Origin of the sequence: Pseudobutyrivibrio sp. (assembly GCF_015057185.1) — a bacterium.
Taxonomy (GTDB): Bacteria; Bacillota; Clostridia; order Lachnospirales; family Lachnospiraceae; genus Pseudobutyrivibrio.
In genome coordinates, this window is record NZ_SVEV01000003.1 from 70167 (window position 1) to 86594 (window position 16428).

Sequence of the window (16428 nt, forward strand, 5' to 3'; positions counted from 1 at the left end):
TGTGTACTAGTAAGCGAAGCTTACATTGGAAATTGAGAAAGAGTAGATATGATTAAAGATCCTAATATAAATAATTTCCTAGAATTTGAACGAAAACACAAATGCAACAGCATACGCATATACAATATTCCTGTTTGGACCTTGTATCGCTACGAGATTCACAATGCTATCAAAAAGCACACTGTAGGCTACGAGACAGGTCAGCAGTCTGCTTTCAAAAAAAGTGAGCTTTTTAAAATGGCACTTAACGCCATGAAGCCACTTCCTAGGAAAAAGGCAGATGTGATTTTTGTTGCAGACGGCCGTCGCAATAGAAATATCGACACAGGCGTATATGAGAATATTTTCTTTGATGAGGTTGCTAAAAAGTTTAATAGTATATTGCTAGAGCATCCAGACGAGCACAAGCACTTAGAGCCTAACGGCATGGACAATGTGTTCTTTACAGATAGAGTTGCTTTTAAAACAAATATAGCAGTTAAGCTTTCAAAGAAATTTAATACAAAAAAGAGACAGGACTACACCAACGCTGTAGAGCAGTCATATGGTCCTATCTTCAAAAAAATCCAAGAGTCATTCGGACCGGACCTTTACGAAGAGCTTGTAGAGGGCTTCGTAGATAGAATGATGTACTATGAGATTAATAAAAAGTTCTGTGGAAAGATTCTAGATAGAGTTCAGCCAAAGCTTATCATGGAGCTTTGCTATTATTCTATGGAGTGCTTTGCGTATAGTGCCCTTGGCAAGGAACGAGGCATCCCAACTGCGGAGTACAGCCACGGTTTCGCGTTCCCAGGACACACACCTATGCAGTTCAATCCAGAGGACAATGTGGACGTGTTGCCTGATTACAATCTGATTTTCAGCCGCACTCAGGAGAATATCATCCACATGCCTTCTGATATGCAGGTTCGCACAGTGGGCTTCCCATTTTTCGAGCGAGAACGTAGCAAATATCAGGAGAAATATCCAAAGGATGACAAAACTATTTGCTTTATTTCTACAGTCCGCGAGGGTATAGAGATTAGCAAGCTTGCAGCAGAGGTGGCTAAAAGATTTGGTGATGAGTACCACATTTACTACAAGCTTCATCCACAGGAATTCAATTTCTATAAAGAGAAATATCCTTGGTTACAGAGCGCAAAGCTTGAAATAATTGACACAATAGACAACCACATTTTCAGATACCTAGCAGAGAGCAAAATCACTGTCAGCACATGCTCCGCATCAGTATGGGAGAGCATTGGATTTGGCTGCGGTTCTATACTTCTTGATATCGGAGATACAGGCTACAATATGGCATATCTTATCAAGGAGAAAAACGTGCCACTTGTTAAAACAGCTGATGAGCTAATCGACGTTATAGAAAATCATAAAGAAGCCTATGTTGACCCAGAGAGCATTTTTGAACCAAATGCCATGGACAACATTTGCAGCTTTATTAAAGAATTTATTTAAGCTCTTGCAGACAAACTAATTGTTTAGTCAGCGAGAAGCCAAAGGACTATTGGAGAAACAAAATGAAAATAGTAGCAATAATGCCTATCAAACTAAAAAACGAGAGATGCCCAGGCAAGAACACTAGACTCCTTGGGGACAAGCCACTTTTACAGTATGAGCTTGACAGCCTTAAAGAGACTGGACTTTGCGATAGCATCAATGTATATTGCAGCTCAGAGGACGTAGTACCTTTCCTTCCAGAGGGTGTTAATTTCATCAAAAGACCTGAGGTACTTGATTTACCTACTTCCAATTTCACACAGATTTTTGAGACATTCATGAATGAGGTGGATGCAGATATTTATGTATATGCACATGCCACCGCACCATTTATTACAGTAGAGACTATGAAGAATTGCATCGAGGCAGTTAAATCAGGTGAGCATGATTCTGCATTCTGCGCACTCAAGCTACAGGATTACTTATGGCAGGATGGCAAGCCACTTAATTTCGATGCGCAGAATATTCCAAGAACACAGGATCTCACTCCTATTTACCAGGAGACTTCTGGAGTATACGTATTTACGAAGGAAGTATTTGAGAAAAAGCGTAGACGTATCGGAGACAATCCATACGTTAGTGAGGTTTCCTTCAAGGAAGCTGTAGATATTGATAATCCTGAGGATTTCGTTTTAGCTGAAAGACTCGTAGAGATAGATTTATAGGATTAATGGAGGCTACAATTAATGAGTAGAATTAGAGTTTTAGATGTAACACTTCGTGATGGCGGTTGTGTAAATGATTTCAATTTTGGCTCAGACTACATGGAGAAAATCCTTGCAGCCCAGGAGGCAGCCAATATCGATATTATCGAGATGGGTTACATCGACGACAAGGACGGCTCAGAAATGGGACGTACCAAATATATCAATGACCAGGTTATTACAAAGAATTTCCTCAAGCACAAAAAGCCAGGTGCTAAGTACGTGGCAATGATTGATTACGGTAAATTCGATGTTAAAAATCTGGCACCAAGAAATGAAAATACAATCGATGGTATCAGAATGGCCTTCCACAAGAAGGACCGTTTCAATATGATCGAGCTTGCCAAAATCATTATGGAAAAGGGCTACGAGTTCTACATCCAGCCAATGATTACAATGCGTTATTCAGACGCTGAGCTTTTAGAGCTTATTGAAACAGTAAACACAAAGCTTTCAGATGCCAGCGGTTTTTATATCGTAGATAGCTTTGGTGAGATGAGACCAAACGATATGGAGAGAATCATGAATTTGGTTGACCACAATTTGGTTAGCTCAATGCCACTTGGTTTCCACTCACACAACAACTTGCAGTTGTCATACTCAAATGCTATCTCAATGCTTCAATTCCCTACTACTAGAGAAATCATGCTTGATAGCTCTATCATGGGTATGGGCAAGGGCGCTGGTAACCTTAACACAGAGTTGCTCTTAGAGCATCTTAATTTGTTCTATGGCACTGAGTATAATGTTCCACCACTTCTCGATGTAATGGACAAGGTAATCAATCAGCTCCACGACGAATTCTACTGGGGTTATGCACCAGAGTATTATTTATCATCAGCAAACCACTGTACACCAAGCTATGCTAGCTTCTTCTACAACAAGCATATGCTCCCAATCGACCAGGTTGGTGAGTTACTTGGACGTCTTGCTGAGGAGAAAAAGATTTCCTTCGACAAGGCATACGCTGAGGAAGTATACCTCGAGTACAACAAGAGTAAAACAGTAGATGATGCAAATGTAGTAGCAGACATCAAGTCAGCTATCGCAGGCAAGAAGGTACTATTGCTAGCACCAGGTCGCAGCGTTGCCGGTGCAATGGACGAGATTAAGAATTACGTTGCTGACGATTCAGTATTTACAATCGGTCTTAACAACGATTTCGACCTTGCTCTTGATTACATTCTCACCACTAGAGCAGAGGCATACAATGACGCCGTAACAGAGGGCAAAAATGTAATCGTACCATCTAACATATCAAAGGGTGGTAGAGGAAACGTAATGGTTCTCGACTACAGCAAGTGGATTGAGGTAGATGAGCAGACACACGATTCTGCATCTGTTATCGCTATGAACTTACTTCGTAAATGCGAAGTAAAGGAGATTATGCTTGCAGGCTTTGATGGATTCTCAGTAGATATCAATGAGAACTACTTCGATGCATCCATGAGACATCCTTACAATGCGGAGGAAGCTCAGAAGAGAAATGAATACTACAAGCAGTTCTTTGCAAAGGTAAAGGCTGAGGGAGTTAATGTAGAATTTATTACTCCATCTAAATATGAGTAAAACTATTCAGGATAGGTCGAAAATGACCTATCCTTTTTCGTAACTAAAAGTTGAAAAATTCACCTATTTTTCAGAATAAATACTTGATTTGGACATATCTATGTTCTACACTCATAATAGAAAATTGTCCATTAAAGGTTTTTACAGGACTGAAAATCAGAAAGGTGGTAGTTATGAAGAAATTCAAGCTTACAAAGATTCTTTCTCTTGCATTAGCTACTGTTATCGCATTCACAGCATTCTCATTCAATTCACTTGCTGCTAGCCGCGCTAACGAGTACAAGAGAGACTTAACTGACGAGGAGATTCAGACTATTTACACTATGTTTGATGCAGAATACTATGCAAAGACATATCGTGATGTAGTTGATACTCTTGGCACAGATGATGCCGCTACAATGTTCTCTCACTTCATCAACAGTGGTATCTGGGAAGAGAGACAGCCTAGTGCAGTATTCAACGTAGACGTTTATGCTACACGTAATGTTGACCTCAGATCTGAGTACGGCGATGATATCATTGCATACTACATGTACTATGCAACACACGAGAAAGAGCAGACATGGCGAGTTACTCCTACACTTGCTGATGCTTATGCACATGCAAGCACAATCTACTCAGTATACGACCTTGTAAAAGGTTCTACTACAGAGGTAAAGGCTGGCGCATGGCCAATTCAGACAGCTACATATGCACCAAACCTTGGAATTAAGTAGGATTTACTTTTTTATCAAAAAAACTAAATCCGTAAATACCATGAAAATGGATTTCTCAGTGCCTGGGCGAAATGCTCAGGCACTATTTTTTTATCCAAATAATTGCCATAGAAATATCCTATAGGGTATTATAGAGAAGAATGTAAACAATAAAAACGAAGGCAGAATGTTATGGTTGGATTTTTTGAAAATAAAAAGAATTTTATATTGGCTATTATCGGAATAGGTGTTTTAATATGGTCATTTTTTACCCTGAATTGCGGTTACTATGTGGATGAAAATGGACTGCTTGTAATATACAAGGGAATCTATCAAGGACAGCATATGTTTACTGATAGCTGGGAGGCACTCCAGACAGGTGGCATATTGGCATGGCCGCTGCTGGCACTCTATTATCAGGTATTCTCGCCTATGTTTGCAGCAGGTGGTATAAATATTGGTCTAGTCCTGTTTATGCGTATTTGCTACGTTATCTGTAGACTTATGGTAGCAGGATATTTGTATTACACCATCAAGAGAACAGATTTTGAAAAGGGCGCTTATCTATCAGCACTTTTCTACTATATGTTTGTAGTGGTATGGAGAAATTTCTCATATAAGTCATATTGCGAAATGGCTGTGATGCTGCTTATCTGTTTCCTTGTCAGATATCATGAGACTAGAAAAAACTATTTCTTTGTTTTGGCAGCAGTAGCCACTTGTATTGCGATACTTGCTTACCCAACTATGATTATAATGGCAGTGCTAATAGGTGTATTGTTAGTAGTGGGCATTTACAGAAACGAGTTTGATATTAAGCCACTATTATGCTTTTCGGTTACTTGTGTGGTAATAGGCGGTGCATTTGCCCTATACCTACAGTTTACTTCCGGCTGGGGCAATATTATTAGTCAGATATCAAATCTAGGAGATCAGGATTACGAGCATCCTATGTGGTATAGGCTTGGTGTGATGCTTGGCAGCTATGTAGTGTTTGCGGTAATAGCCTACTTACCAATCCTCGCAGTAGTCCTAATTAGGAGGTTCCGATACCTGTCATCAGTAATGGAAAATACATTCCTTACAATATACTGGATAGTATTTTTCCTTGCTATTTGCGTCCTCAGACCCGAGGGAATATCTACTTCTAGATTCGTATATGCGATACTTATTTTATTCTTCTGGTTCCCATATTTAGTTGCGGAAAAAGAAGATAGCGGTTACACCAAAATCGGAGCCTACAATAGCGGCCGTCGCGAGGCTAAAACAATTCTTTGGATAGCCTTTATTATTTCAGCAGCCACCCAGCTCATATGGGCTGTTTCCACAAACCAGGACATCACAGTGCCAGGACACATGGCAGTGTATGTGGTTATTGCTGATTTGCTAATTATGCTTAATGAAAAGGAAGCCTTTGGTGGACTTGTTACAGCCATCCTTGCAGTGGCAGCCTTTTTCATGGGCTTTTGGGTGCCAGAGCACAATGGTGGATACTCTGACGTACTTGCCACAAGATATATTGTCACAGAGGGAGAATTAAAAGGCATCGCCTTGCTCCCTGAGGATTACCAGAAGAATCAGATCTGCTATGAGCTGGTGACTCAGTACATACCAGAAGGCAGCAAGCTATTGGTGGCTTTCGGCAGCAACAGTACAGGTTATATTAATAGTGACAGCTGGCAGGGCACATATACTGTATACGCTAGAACTCAAAAGAATACCAAGCTCCTTGACTACTACCAGATTAATCCAGACAATCAGGCAGATTATCTCCTTTTAGACAAGGGCAATGATAAATACGAGATGTTCCTTGAGGGGGACACAGGAAAGTACTTGATGTCCACATACACAAATGAAATTGCATATGGTGGAGATTTCGTATTGCTGGGCAGGTAATATGTGGATAACTCTCCTTAAAAACCAGCTGAAATTTGATAAGATATACCATATATGATAAAATTCATTAGATTGTTTAATTTTTGTTTTTTACAGAAAACAAGAAGAAATGATGGTAATGAATAATGATTAATGACATAAATAATAAATCGAATACAGAAATACTAAAGACCGGGCTAATATGTTTTATATTAGCCTTCTTTTCGTTAATAGTTTTTATTGTACACGGAAATGGATTCTTTGTACTGACCAATGATTTCAATGACCAGCAGATACCATTTACGGTGGGACTTCATAATGCTTTGCTTGAAAGTGGATTATCTGGCTTTAGCTGGGATGTGGACCTTGGCACATCTACACTTGATGCATTTAGCTTTTATGAGCTTGGCAGTCCGTTCTTTTGGATCACAATGCTTTTTCCAAAGACATGGTTCCCATATATGGTTGCATGGATATACATGCTCAAATATGCAGTGGCAGGCATGATTGCCTATGCATACTTGCGTATGTTTGTTAAGGAAAGCAAATGGGCGGTTGTGGGAGCTGTGCTTTATGCATTCTCAGGCTACTCTACTATCAATTTGATTTTCTATCATTTCCATGATGTTATTGCACTGTTTCCGCTTGTGCTTATAGCACTGGAGAGGGTTATCCGTGAGAAAAAGGGTTATCTGTTTTTGACCTTTACCCTTGCCATCAATTGCTTGCTTAATTATTACTTCTTTATTGGAGAGTGCGTTTTTGTAGTTATCTACTATTTGTTTAGATTGGTTGGTACAATCGATGTAAAGGATTTTGTAAATAGAACTATTAGATGTATCGGCAGCGGCGTACTTGCTGTTGGTATGGCATGTATTTTGTTTTTGCCTAGTGTTTTATTCATCTCAGGCAATCCTAGAAGCCAGACAAAGTTTGTTTTATCAGAGCTTTTGATTCAGGAGCCAAAATACTTTTTGCATATTGTGAAAAATATGCTCTTGCCTGCAGAGGCAATGACCTCACTTAGTGCTATTGATGAGCAGAAATTCCACAGCATTGGACTTTGCCTGCCATTAGTTGGTCTTGCCCTTGTTTTTGCTTATATCAAAAAGAATAGAGACAGACTATCTGTTCTTATAATTTTCCTACTAGTAGGCAGCCTAGTGCCATTAGTTAGTGATGGATTTTTCCTCTATACTTCATCACAGATGAGATGGTGGTTTATGCTTGATATGATGATGGCATTAGCGTCTATCAGGGTATTAGAGGATAGAGAAGAGTACGACATCAGATTTGGTGTGATTACTCAGCTTGTGTTAATCGCCATTCTTTATTTGGTGCTCGAGTTCAATCCAGTAATCGCCGAGGTGGGCTCGCTTGTACTTAATAGGAAAAAGCTGTTAGTTTATATCGCAATCGAGGTAGTTGGGCTAATCGCCGTATTCGTTATCGGCAAAAGCAAAAAGGAAATCTATAAAGTGGCTCTTGTGGCAACTGCATTATTTGCCCTTGGTACCACATTTTTAACTACATTTGTTTATTACAAGCATTCGTATATTTCTATGGAAATATACAGAGGACGCTTTGAGGCTGCAAAGCAGACTGAGCTGCCTAACGAACAGTATCGCCTTAGCGATACATACAATCTCATGAGCATGGTCAATTCAGTTGCTGGATTTTCAAATCAGTGCTCTACCGATACTAATAGCATAGGCTATTTCGAGGATTTATTTGATTTCTATGATGGCGTATCAGCCATTGATAAAAACTCCGTAGAGGGATTGTCAGAGCTACTTGGTGGCAAATACTATTATTCAATTAATGATGCAGATGCCCCATCAGCTTTGGCTACCTATGAGACCAGCTATTGGACTTATTATTTGATGGAAAGAGAAGCATGTCCTATCGGATTTGCAGTTGATTCATATATTACTGAGGATGAGCTGAGAAAGCTGGATGTGAGCCTCAGAGGAAAGGCTTTGCTTGATTCTGCAGTTGTGACAGCAGAGGATGCTAGTGTGTTGGCTGATGACTTAGCTGAGAACACAGCTGAGGATATTGATGTAGAAAATTCAGTTAGCGATTATGTCAGCGAGAACAGTGCTAGAGCAGTTGGCAATTTTGCACTGGACGGGCATGGCATGACGTGTACTTCATCCTATGATGAGGATACCTGGGTGTATTTCTCCGTCCCATTTGATGATGGTTGGACAGCCACTATCGATGGACAAAAGACGGATATCGTTTATTCTGGAGGCATGATGCTTATAAAGGTTCCTGCAGGACAGCATGATATCGTATTTACGTACTACACTCCAGGACTTAAAGCTGGAATGATTATATCAGCCATTTCATGGGTGGCATTTATTGCACTTGTGGCTTTCACTAAGAAAAGGGGAGGTAACAAGTAAAATATGATAACCATACTATTATTTTTGATTATATTATTGGCTCTGCCAGTATTTTTGGCAGGGAAATATCAAAAGAGATTTGAGGACACACTGTTTATTAGCTGTGCCTCGATAGTCGGCGTGCTTTTCCTGTTTGGACTGTGCTCCATACTGTTCGTAGGTGTTATAGCGGTGATGATGGCTGCTGTGGCATTTTATGGCATTACTATTTATGACATAGTTAAAAAGAAGACTACATTAAGCTCAGTAATAGATAACATCATCACACCAGCTACATTTGTATTTATGGTGGTTGTTGGAATCATCATTTACATCGATTATGGCAAGCTTGCTACTATTTCAGATGAGTTCTCACATTGGATGAGTATCGTTAGGACTATGGCTGAGCTTGATGATTTTGGAACAAATGCAGCAGCTCATGCTCCATTTGCTTCATATCCACCGGGAATGTCACTGTTCCAGTATCTGTTAATTAGATTAGATTATTTATTTGGAGCAAATGCTTACGCTGAGTGGAAGGTGTATTTCGCATATCAGGTGATGGCAGTAGCTACAATGCTTCCATTTGTGAAATGCACAGGGAAGAAAATAGTAGACGTAATCACAAAGATACTCTTGTGGATACCGCTTCTAATTCTTCCAATAGTATTCTTTGGTGAGTACTACAATTCGGTTTATGTGGATCCTTATCTTGCTATTGCAGCAGCGTCTGCCATGGCACTTATTGTGACCTGTGAGAAAAAGGATTTATTATACACAGCCTATATCGACCTAGCCTGCGTGATGCTGGTGCTTACAAAGGATGTAGGTGCACTCATGGCTATTGTTGTAGCAACTGTATATTTGATTGATGCCGTCTATCGCATCCGTAAGGAAAAGGGAACTTTCAAAATTGGTGTATTTTCAACATTAATTGCAATTGCGCCGCTGGTGGATAGTATTATTGCCAAGTATTTGTGGAAGCTTGAAATCACACTTGCAAAGGTACCAGTGAAGTTCTCAGAGCCATTTAAATTGCAGCAGCTGCTTGATGTATTAAATGGCACAGATGAGACCTATCGTAGTATCGTATATACGAACTACAAGCTTACAATGGAGCGCACAACTATTCCAATGGGAATCTTTGGATTCAATTATTGGCAGCTAATTGTGCTATTCATTGTACTTTTAGTAGACATTCTTATTAGATTAAAATTAAAGAATAAGATTTCTGTAATCCAAGCCAGTGCCGTTACTGTATTTTCGGTATTATTAGTTTATGGATATTCACTTGGGTTATTACCACTTTATATTGCTAGATTTAACGAATATGAGGCAGTTAACTTAGCATCCTTCAGCAGATACATTGGTATAGTAATGCTATTTGGATTGCTATTACTTTGGATGCTGTTCATGTATTTGGTGGAGACCTATGAGTTCAAACCAGTATACAAACTAATTGCCAGCGCATTACTTTTATACATGGTAATCGCCTGCAACAAAGAGGCACTACAGACTCAGATGATCAGATATGGTGCTGTCAGCTCACAGGCAGTGAGAATGCAGTATGATGCTGTCACAGCAGAAATACTGGAAAACTGCGACGAGGGCTCAGACGTATTAATGGTATTTGCAACAGATGATGGATTGAAAAATGCCATCATTGACTACATGGCTGGTTACAAATATAACATGAATGAAATCTGCATCGAAGGTCTCGAGGCAGATGATGAGACAAAGATGGACATCCAGAATCAGATTGATAACAGCGACTACGTTGTTACTACAAGTGATGTGGCAGATTTGCTACGAGAGAATTTCGGTTATCTATTTGATGGAGATGACCAGATAGAGGATAACACTGTGTATGCAGTGGATGGAGCGATAGAGACGCTTCAGAGACTTAATTAATAGAGGAATAATCATGAAGAAACTATCAATAGTAGTACCTTGCTACAATGAGGAAGAATCATTACCTATATTTTACAAGACGGTCTGCGATATGCAGGATCAGCTTCCAGTGGAGCTTGAGTTTGTATTTATAGATGATGGTTCAAAGGACAGAACATTAGAGGTGTTTAGAGAGCTCAGTGCTAAGGATGAGAGAATACATTATGTTTCATTCTCAAGAAACTTTGGTAAAGAGGCTGGAATCTACGCCGGACTTCAGAAAGCAACAGGGGATTATGTTGTAATGATGGATGCTGATTTACAGGATCCACCTGCATTACTTCCTCAGATGATTGCTGATTTGGAAAGTGGAGAGTATGAGGTTGTTGCTACCCGTCGAGTAGATAGAAAAGGAGAGCCACCAATTCGTTCATTCTTCGCTAGAAAATTCTATTCAATAATGAACAAAATCAGTAGTGCAGACATTGTTGACGGTGCTAGAGATTATCAGATGATGACTAGAAAAGTAGCTGACGCTATTCTTTCTATGGGTGAGTACAACCGATTCAGCAAAGGTATATTTGGTTGGGTAGGATTTAAACGTAAATGGATTGAGTTTGAAAACGTAGAACGCGTGGCAGGAGAGACTAAGTGGTCCTTCTGGAAGTTATTTATTTATGCAATTGATGGAATCGTAGCCTTTAGTACTGCTCCACTGATTCTTGCGTCAGTATTTGGATTAATCATGTGCCTTGTGGCATTCTTATTCATAATCGTAATTATTGTAAAGACGTTAGTGTATGGTGATCCAACAGGTGGCTGGCCATCAATGGTATGTATCATCCTACTTGTTTCTGGTATCCAGTTGCTTTGCATGGGTATCTTGGGACAGTACATGGCGAAAGCTTATTTGGAGACAAAGGATAGACCTATTTACTTGGTACAGGAAGAAAAATAAATGACTAATATGAAAAAGTATATCCAAACTAAATATGTATTACCAGTCATGCTAATAGCATGTGCTGCGTGTCAGTTATTGATTACTTGCTATTTCAATTTTTTAAAGGCACCTGAGCATATGACAATAGACTCCTCATGGGAGTATCTCAAGGCAATGGTGATTGGAGACAATGGAGGATTCTTTCCGACTGATTTGCTTCATGCAACTACACAACCATTGGTAGAGAGAATATTTTTGCTAGTTGCTCCTTTGTATAGATTGACAGGAAATGTATATACAGCATACGCCATTGCAAATTTGGTAATCACATTGCTTTCAGCTTTTGTGATATACAAAATCGGTCAGAATTTAGATTTCGAGATTTGGCATATATTTGTTATTGTTAATTTGTTCCTATGCCCATACTTAGCTTCAGGATTTAATATCAATAATGATCTAGGCTATTTTATCTGTGTAAATGGATTTATGGCAGCTCAAAACATGTCTGAGTTGTTTTTTCTGTTAATTCTATACATTTTTACCATTGAAAATATTGAAAAAAAGTCTATTGTAGTAAGCGGTATTACCATAGTTTTTGGCGCATATCTAAGTGTATGCAAGGGACTAGGTATGCTGACTTGGGTCGGAATCCCATTAATTGCATACGTGATTGTTTATGCATGGATAAAAAATGAGCCTAAGGTATTAATATCTTGGAAGGCAGTTATTGCATATTTAACAATAGCAGCTATGTTTATTGGTCGTGCTATCGGTGGTGTGATGGGACTATCATATCAGGATGGTGGTTACAACTGGACTGATGCTTCAAATATCTTTTCGAATATTGGCAAGATGATTGAGGGCTTTATGCTTTTGATTGGCGCAGTTCCTGCTACAGGCATTGAGCGAGGTGCTTTTTCAATCAATGGTCTACCATATGTTTTTGGCAGAGTGATCTTCTACGTGATTGTAATAGCAATTGCTTGGAATGTCGTTAAGCTGATAAAAGATAGAGATTTCGATGGCAAAAAGTATCAGGTGCGACTTATGTTGGTGGTACTGTTTGCAGTTACGTTTTTACAATATTCTATCGTGGACACTAGATTAGGTGGCGAAGGAGATATATTCTGCGCTAGATATCTGATTACAGCACTTATAGGAGCATTTTTCCTAGTAGGGTTCTTCCTTAAAGAGCTTGGAGATAGCTTTTTCAAGAGATGTGGTGTTGTTGCACTATTTGCATCAATGGTATTTATGGATTTATTTTCTGATTACTATTTGTCATGTGCCGATAATAGTCAGTTTAGGACGAAGGAAATACTTGCAGTAGTAGAGGAGTATAATCCAGGACTTATTGTATTTTGGAGTGATTTTGAGGAACTAACACCAGCAGAGAAGATTATCCGCGTAGAGGATTACAGCCGAGTATATAAAAATGTTACAAGAGGTGACATGTATAGTAATTTCGGTGACTATAGTTATTACGACGACACTACAGAATATGCAGGCACAACTATGATTGTTACTGCTACGGAGAATCCAGGAGCACCAGCGGAGCTTTTGGATAAATATCAGTTGGTATATGAAGAGAATGATATTTCGATTTACTATGCAGACCAAAACTATATAGATTTGGCTGAGTGGTGTAGTAATCTTTAGAAATGAAATAGAGGGGGAGAGAAAAAGAGGAATGAAGAATGCTATTTTTACGCATTGAAGAAAATAAAAAGTGGTACAAGATAGTTGATTTTACAATCTATACCGCAGCAGTTATATGTTCAACATTGGTAGTGTTTTATTTGATTTATAATCAGGCAACACATACAGGCGATATGTACCTTTCTGACATACATCCTTATATAGATGAGATGCTTGGTACACAGGATGAGTATAGTTTTCCATACCCTGTAATGTTTAAGTTTGCTTGGTTAATATATATGATTTGTGGCAAGCCAGAGCTATCTATGGCTATAGCTGTCACAATGTTAAACACACTTGCCATTATTGTTACACGCAAAGTGGTTGCAAAGCAGACTAATACTAATATATTGGCAACAGTTAGTACATTGATGCTGTTTTTCAGTTCGATGCTTTTTTCTCATGCTTTTTTTAGATTTGGGATAAAGAATTTTTATCTAGGAGTATATTCTCCAAATCCATGGCATAATCAGACTTTGATGGCAGCTAGACCATTTATGATCTTAGCCTTTGTGTATGGAGTAAAGACTCTTTGTTCATACGAAGAGGACTTCAAAGAAGGCTTGTTTTCGGTTTATGCAAAGCGAAATATAAAAGACTATTTTATATTTGGTCTTTTTATGCTCTTAGTAACTATGACAAAACCTGCATATACTCTTCCACACGGAGTAGCATTTGCTGCAGTTATGCTCTATAGATTGCTTTCTACGAGATTTAGAAATATCAAGCAGACGATTTTCATGGGACTATTTTATATTCCGACAATAGTTGCACTTTTGTATCAGTATTCTGGAGTGTTTACAGGTACATCAGTGCAGGGGGATGAAAATGGAATTGGTATAGCATTTGCTAGAGTTTGGTCACAATATAATGGAAATATTCCTCTTGGAATTGTGCTTGCAGCAGCATTTCCAATAGTAGTATTATTGCTGAATTTTAGAGTACTAAAAGAGTCAACACAGTATAGAATGGCCTGGTTTGTTTATCTAGTAGGATTGTTGATGGCCCTAGTATTCTATGAAAAGGGATTCAGAGAAATCCATTTCAATTTTCAATGGGGATATATGTGTGGGTTGTTTATAGTATTCTTAGTATCTGTTATTGAATTAATAAAACAATTTATGACTATTCTGCAAAGAAAAGCAGATAGATTATTAAAGATAAAGGTAAGTATTGAAGTGGTAGTATTGGTGCTACATGTTTTATGTGGACTAAATTACTTTGTGAGAATGTGCTGGGGAATTAGTTATTGTTAGAATCACTTAAAATAAAAAGGACTAAAAAGAAATGAATGAGGAAAATGAAAAAGTTACAAAGAGTCATAAGATAGGTGGGACAGTGCTAAAAGTTCTGTACTATATCTTCGTGATACTATTGGTGGTATTGTTTTTTACCGTTGCATATTTCAAAAATTCGTGGTCGAATCTTACATTTGCAGAGATAATGTTCCATTTAAATACCACAATTGCTGGGACGAATCCGGACATGATTATATCTGCATTGCTAAAATATGGATTACCTGCTGTAGTAATAATTGCAGTTATCATATTAGGTAGAATATACCTTAAGAAAAAGAATATAAAGGCATTTAAAATAGCTTCTGTAATTGTGATGGTGGCATTGATACTTGCAAATACCATCAGTGTATATTTGTTTGAAAAAGATACTCATATAATTAGAGATTTTAAAAATTCATTATTTCACACAAATTACGGTGAATTTGTAGAGGAGCAGTATGTTGACCCAGCTACTGTATCTATTACATTTCCTGAAAAAAAGAGAAATTTGATTTATGTCTACATGGAATCCATGGAGTCTACATTCTCTGACAAGGAAAATGGTGGAGCTTATAAAGATAACTATATTCCGAATTTAACAAAGATTAGTGAGACAAATGACAATTTCTCTGGAGATGCAGGCACATTAAATGGTGGTATAGCGCTTCCTGGTACTAACTGGACTAGTGCAGCAGCATTTTCACAAGCCAGTGGACTGCCATTGCAGTTGCCAGTAGATGAGGGACAGTTGGGTGATGATGCAGAGTTCTTCCCAACAGTAATCACACTTGGAGACATTTTAAAGAACGAGGGATACACCAATGTCCTTGAAATGGGCTCAGATTCATACTTTGGAGCTATCAATTCTTATTATTCTAGTCATGGTGATTACGAAATCCATGATTATGATTATGCGCTAACAACCGGATTGGTTCCAAAGGATTACTATGCATTTTGGGGCTATGAGGACGAAAAACTATTTGAGTTTGCAAAGCAGGAGATAACAGAGCTTGCAGCTAAGGGTGAGCCATTTAACTATACAATGTTCACTATGGATACACATGCAGAGGATGGATATGTTTGCCAGCTTTGTGATGATGAATATGATGATCAGTATGCAAACGTTATCGCTTGCTCAGACAAGCAGGTAAGTGAATTTGTAGAGTGGATTCAGCAACAGGATTTCTACGATAATACAACGATTGTTCTTACTGGTGATCACCCAACTATGGATTCGGATTTCTGTTCTGATATTGGCAGCTATCAGAGAAAAACATATACAGCGATTATTAATTCGGCAGTTGAACCAGTGAATACAGAGCATAGAGAGTATGCCACAATTGATTTGTTCCCAACTGTATTAGCAGCACTTGGTGTAGAAATGTCATCTGATAGATTGGGCTGTGGTACTAATCTATATGGTGAAGAACAGACCTTAGTCGAAGAATATGGCATAGACAAGTGTATTGATGAGTTTACAAGAGAGTCATTATTCGTTGAAAATCTAGCAAAGGTCAACCTGGAAGTCGACCAAGCGAAGCTTGATGCTTCTGCAGAAAATGCCTACCTTGAAGTAGCAGAAGATAATGGATTTATTCGATTTAGATTGCAAAAAGCTGATGCTATTAGTATGCTTGAAATTGACAATATGAAGCTGGTTGTGCATAACAACAGCACAGGCGAGGAGTTAACATACGATATAGATTTAGAAAGAGTTCGAGCAGGCTGGCATGGAGTGGTTCACTCAGAGATTCCATTTGATCAGGTTTCTAATCTAGATTGTGATGTTTACATCACAGCAGGTGACTACAAGGACTATCTGCTAAAATCATTTACTGCTGATGAGTTCGAAATGTGGGATATCAGATGGGATGTCGATTAAATGCTTTA

General features: G+C 38.6%; 11 protein-coding genes. All 11 read left to right on the forward strand.

The features are described 5' to 3' along the window. The first annotated feature begins 48 nt into the window (after positions 1-48). The 11 genes from E7276_RS02510 (at position 49) to E7276_RS02560 (ending at position 16420) form a co-directional block, all read left to right on the forward strand. Entirely contained in the window at positions 49-1458 is a 1410-nt protein-coding gene (locus E7276_RS02510) for a hypothetical protein (protein WP_294213340.1), read from the forward strand. A 62-nt stretch (positions 1459-1520) separates the two neighbouring features. Continuing rightward, positions 1521-2165 carry an acylneuraminate cytidylyltransferase family protein gene (locus E7276_RS02515; RefSeq protein ID WP_294213342.1) on the forward strand — a complete coding sequence of 215 codons (645 nt, stop codon included), beginning with the start codon at positions 1521-1523 and terminating at the stop codon, positions 2163-2165. A 21-nt stretch (positions 2166-2186) separates the two neighbouring features. Next, a complete protein-coding gene (locus E7276_RS02520; protein ID WP_294213346.1) occupies positions 2187-3773 on the forward strand; it encodes an aldolase catalytic domain-containing protein in 1587 nt (528 codons plus the stop codon). Positions 3774-3946: 173 nt separating this feature from the next. After that, the gene (locus E7276_RS02525) at positions 3947-4489 is read left to right on the forward strand and encodes a hypothetical protein (RefSeq protein WP_294213348.1); all 543 of its coding nucleotides are present in this window, start codon (positions 3947-3949) and stop codon (positions 4487-4489) included. A 171-nt stretch (positions 4490-4660) separates the two neighbouring features. After that, positions 4661-6364 (forward strand): glycosyltransferase family 39 protein, encoded by a 1704-nt coding sequence (locus tag E7276_RS02530; RefSeq protein WP_294213351.1) that lies wholly within the window; start codon positions 4661-4663, stop codon positions 6362-6364. 125 nt (positions 6365-6489) lie between these two features. Continuing rightward, positions 6490-8754, forward strand: a complete 2265-nt coding sequence (locus E7276_RS02535) for a YfhO family protein (RefSeq protein ID WP_294213352.1) — start codon at positions 6490-6492, stop codon at positions 8752-8754. 3 nt (positions 8755-8757) lie between these two features. Further along, on the forward strand, positions 8758-10644 hold the full coding sequence (locus E7276_RS02540) for a hypothetical protein (protein ID WP_294213355.1): 1887 nt from the start codon (positions 8758-8760) through the stop codon (positions 10642-10644). 13 nt (positions 10645-10657) lie between these two features. Further along, a complete protein-coding gene (locus E7276_RS02545) occupies positions 10658-11581 on the forward strand; it encodes a glycosyltransferase family 2 protein (protein ID WP_294213358.1) in 924 nt (307 codons plus the stop codon). Next, on the forward strand, positions 11582-13222 hold the full coding sequence (locus E7276_RS02550) for a hypothetical protein (protein ID WP_294213360.1): 1641 nt from the start codon (positions 11582-11584) through the stop codon (positions 13220-13222). It abuts the gene before it with no gap. Positions 13223-13260: 38 nt separating this feature from the next. Continuing rightward, entirely contained in the window at positions 13261-14517 is a 1257-nt protein-coding gene (locus E7276_RS02555; protein WP_294213362.1) for a hypothetical protein, read from the forward strand. Between the two features lie 31 nt (positions 14518-14548). After that, positions 14549-16420 carry a sulfatase-like hydrolase/transferase gene (locus E7276_RS02560; protein WP_294213364.1) on the forward strand — a complete coding sequence of 624 codons (1872 nt, stop codon included), beginning with the start codon at positions 14549-14551 and terminating at the stop codon, positions 16418-16420. The last annotated feature ends 8 nt before the right edge of the window (positions 16421-16428 follow it).

What these genes read in the sequence shown, in the direction of transcription:
- E7276_RS02510 (WP_294213340.1), top strand. Translation starts at nt 49, where the DNA reads ATGATTAAAGATCCTAATATAAATAATTTCCTAGAATTTGAACGAAAA.
- E7276_RS02515 (WP_294213342.1), top strand. Translation starts at nt 1,521, where the DNA reads ATGAAAATAGTAGCAATAATGCCTATCAAACTAAAAAACGAGAGATGC.
- E7276_RS02520 (WP_294213346.1), top strand. Translation starts at nt 2,187, where the DNA reads ATGAGTAGAATTAGAGTTTTAGATGTAACACTTCGTGATGGCGGTTGT.
- E7276_RS02525 (WP_294213348.1), top strand. Translation starts at nt 3,947, where the DNA reads ATGAAGAAATTCAAGCTTACAAAGATTCTTTCTCTTGCATTAGCTACT.
- E7276_RS02530 (WP_294213351.1), top strand. Translation starts at nt 4,661, where the DNA reads ATGGTTGGATTTTTTGAAAATAAAAAGAATTTTATATTGGCTATTATC.
- E7276_RS02535 (WP_294213352.1), top strand. Translation starts at nt 6,490, where the DNA reads ATGATTAATGACATAAATAATAAATCGAATACAGAAATACTAAAGACC.
- E7276_RS02540 (WP_294213355.1), top strand. Translation starts at nt 8,758, where the DNA reads ATGATAACCATACTATTATTTTTGATTATATTATTGGCTCTGCCAGTA.
- E7276_RS02545 (WP_294213358.1), top strand. Translation starts at nt 10,658, where the DNA reads ATGAAGAAACTATCAATAGTAGTACCTTGCTACAATGAGGAAGAATCA.
- E7276_RS02550 (WP_294213360.1), top strand. Translation starts at nt 11,582, where the DNA reads ATGACTAATATGAAAAAGTATATCCAAACTAAATATGTATTACCAGTC.
- E7276_RS02555 (WP_294213362.1), top strand. Translation starts at nt 13,261, where the DNA reads ATGCTATTTTTACGCATTGAAGAAAATAAAAAGTGGTACAAGATAGTT.
- E7276_RS02560 (WP_294213364.1), top strand. Translation starts at nt 14,549, where the DNA reads ATGAATGAGGAAAATGAAAAAGTTACAAAGAGTCATAAGATAGGTGGG.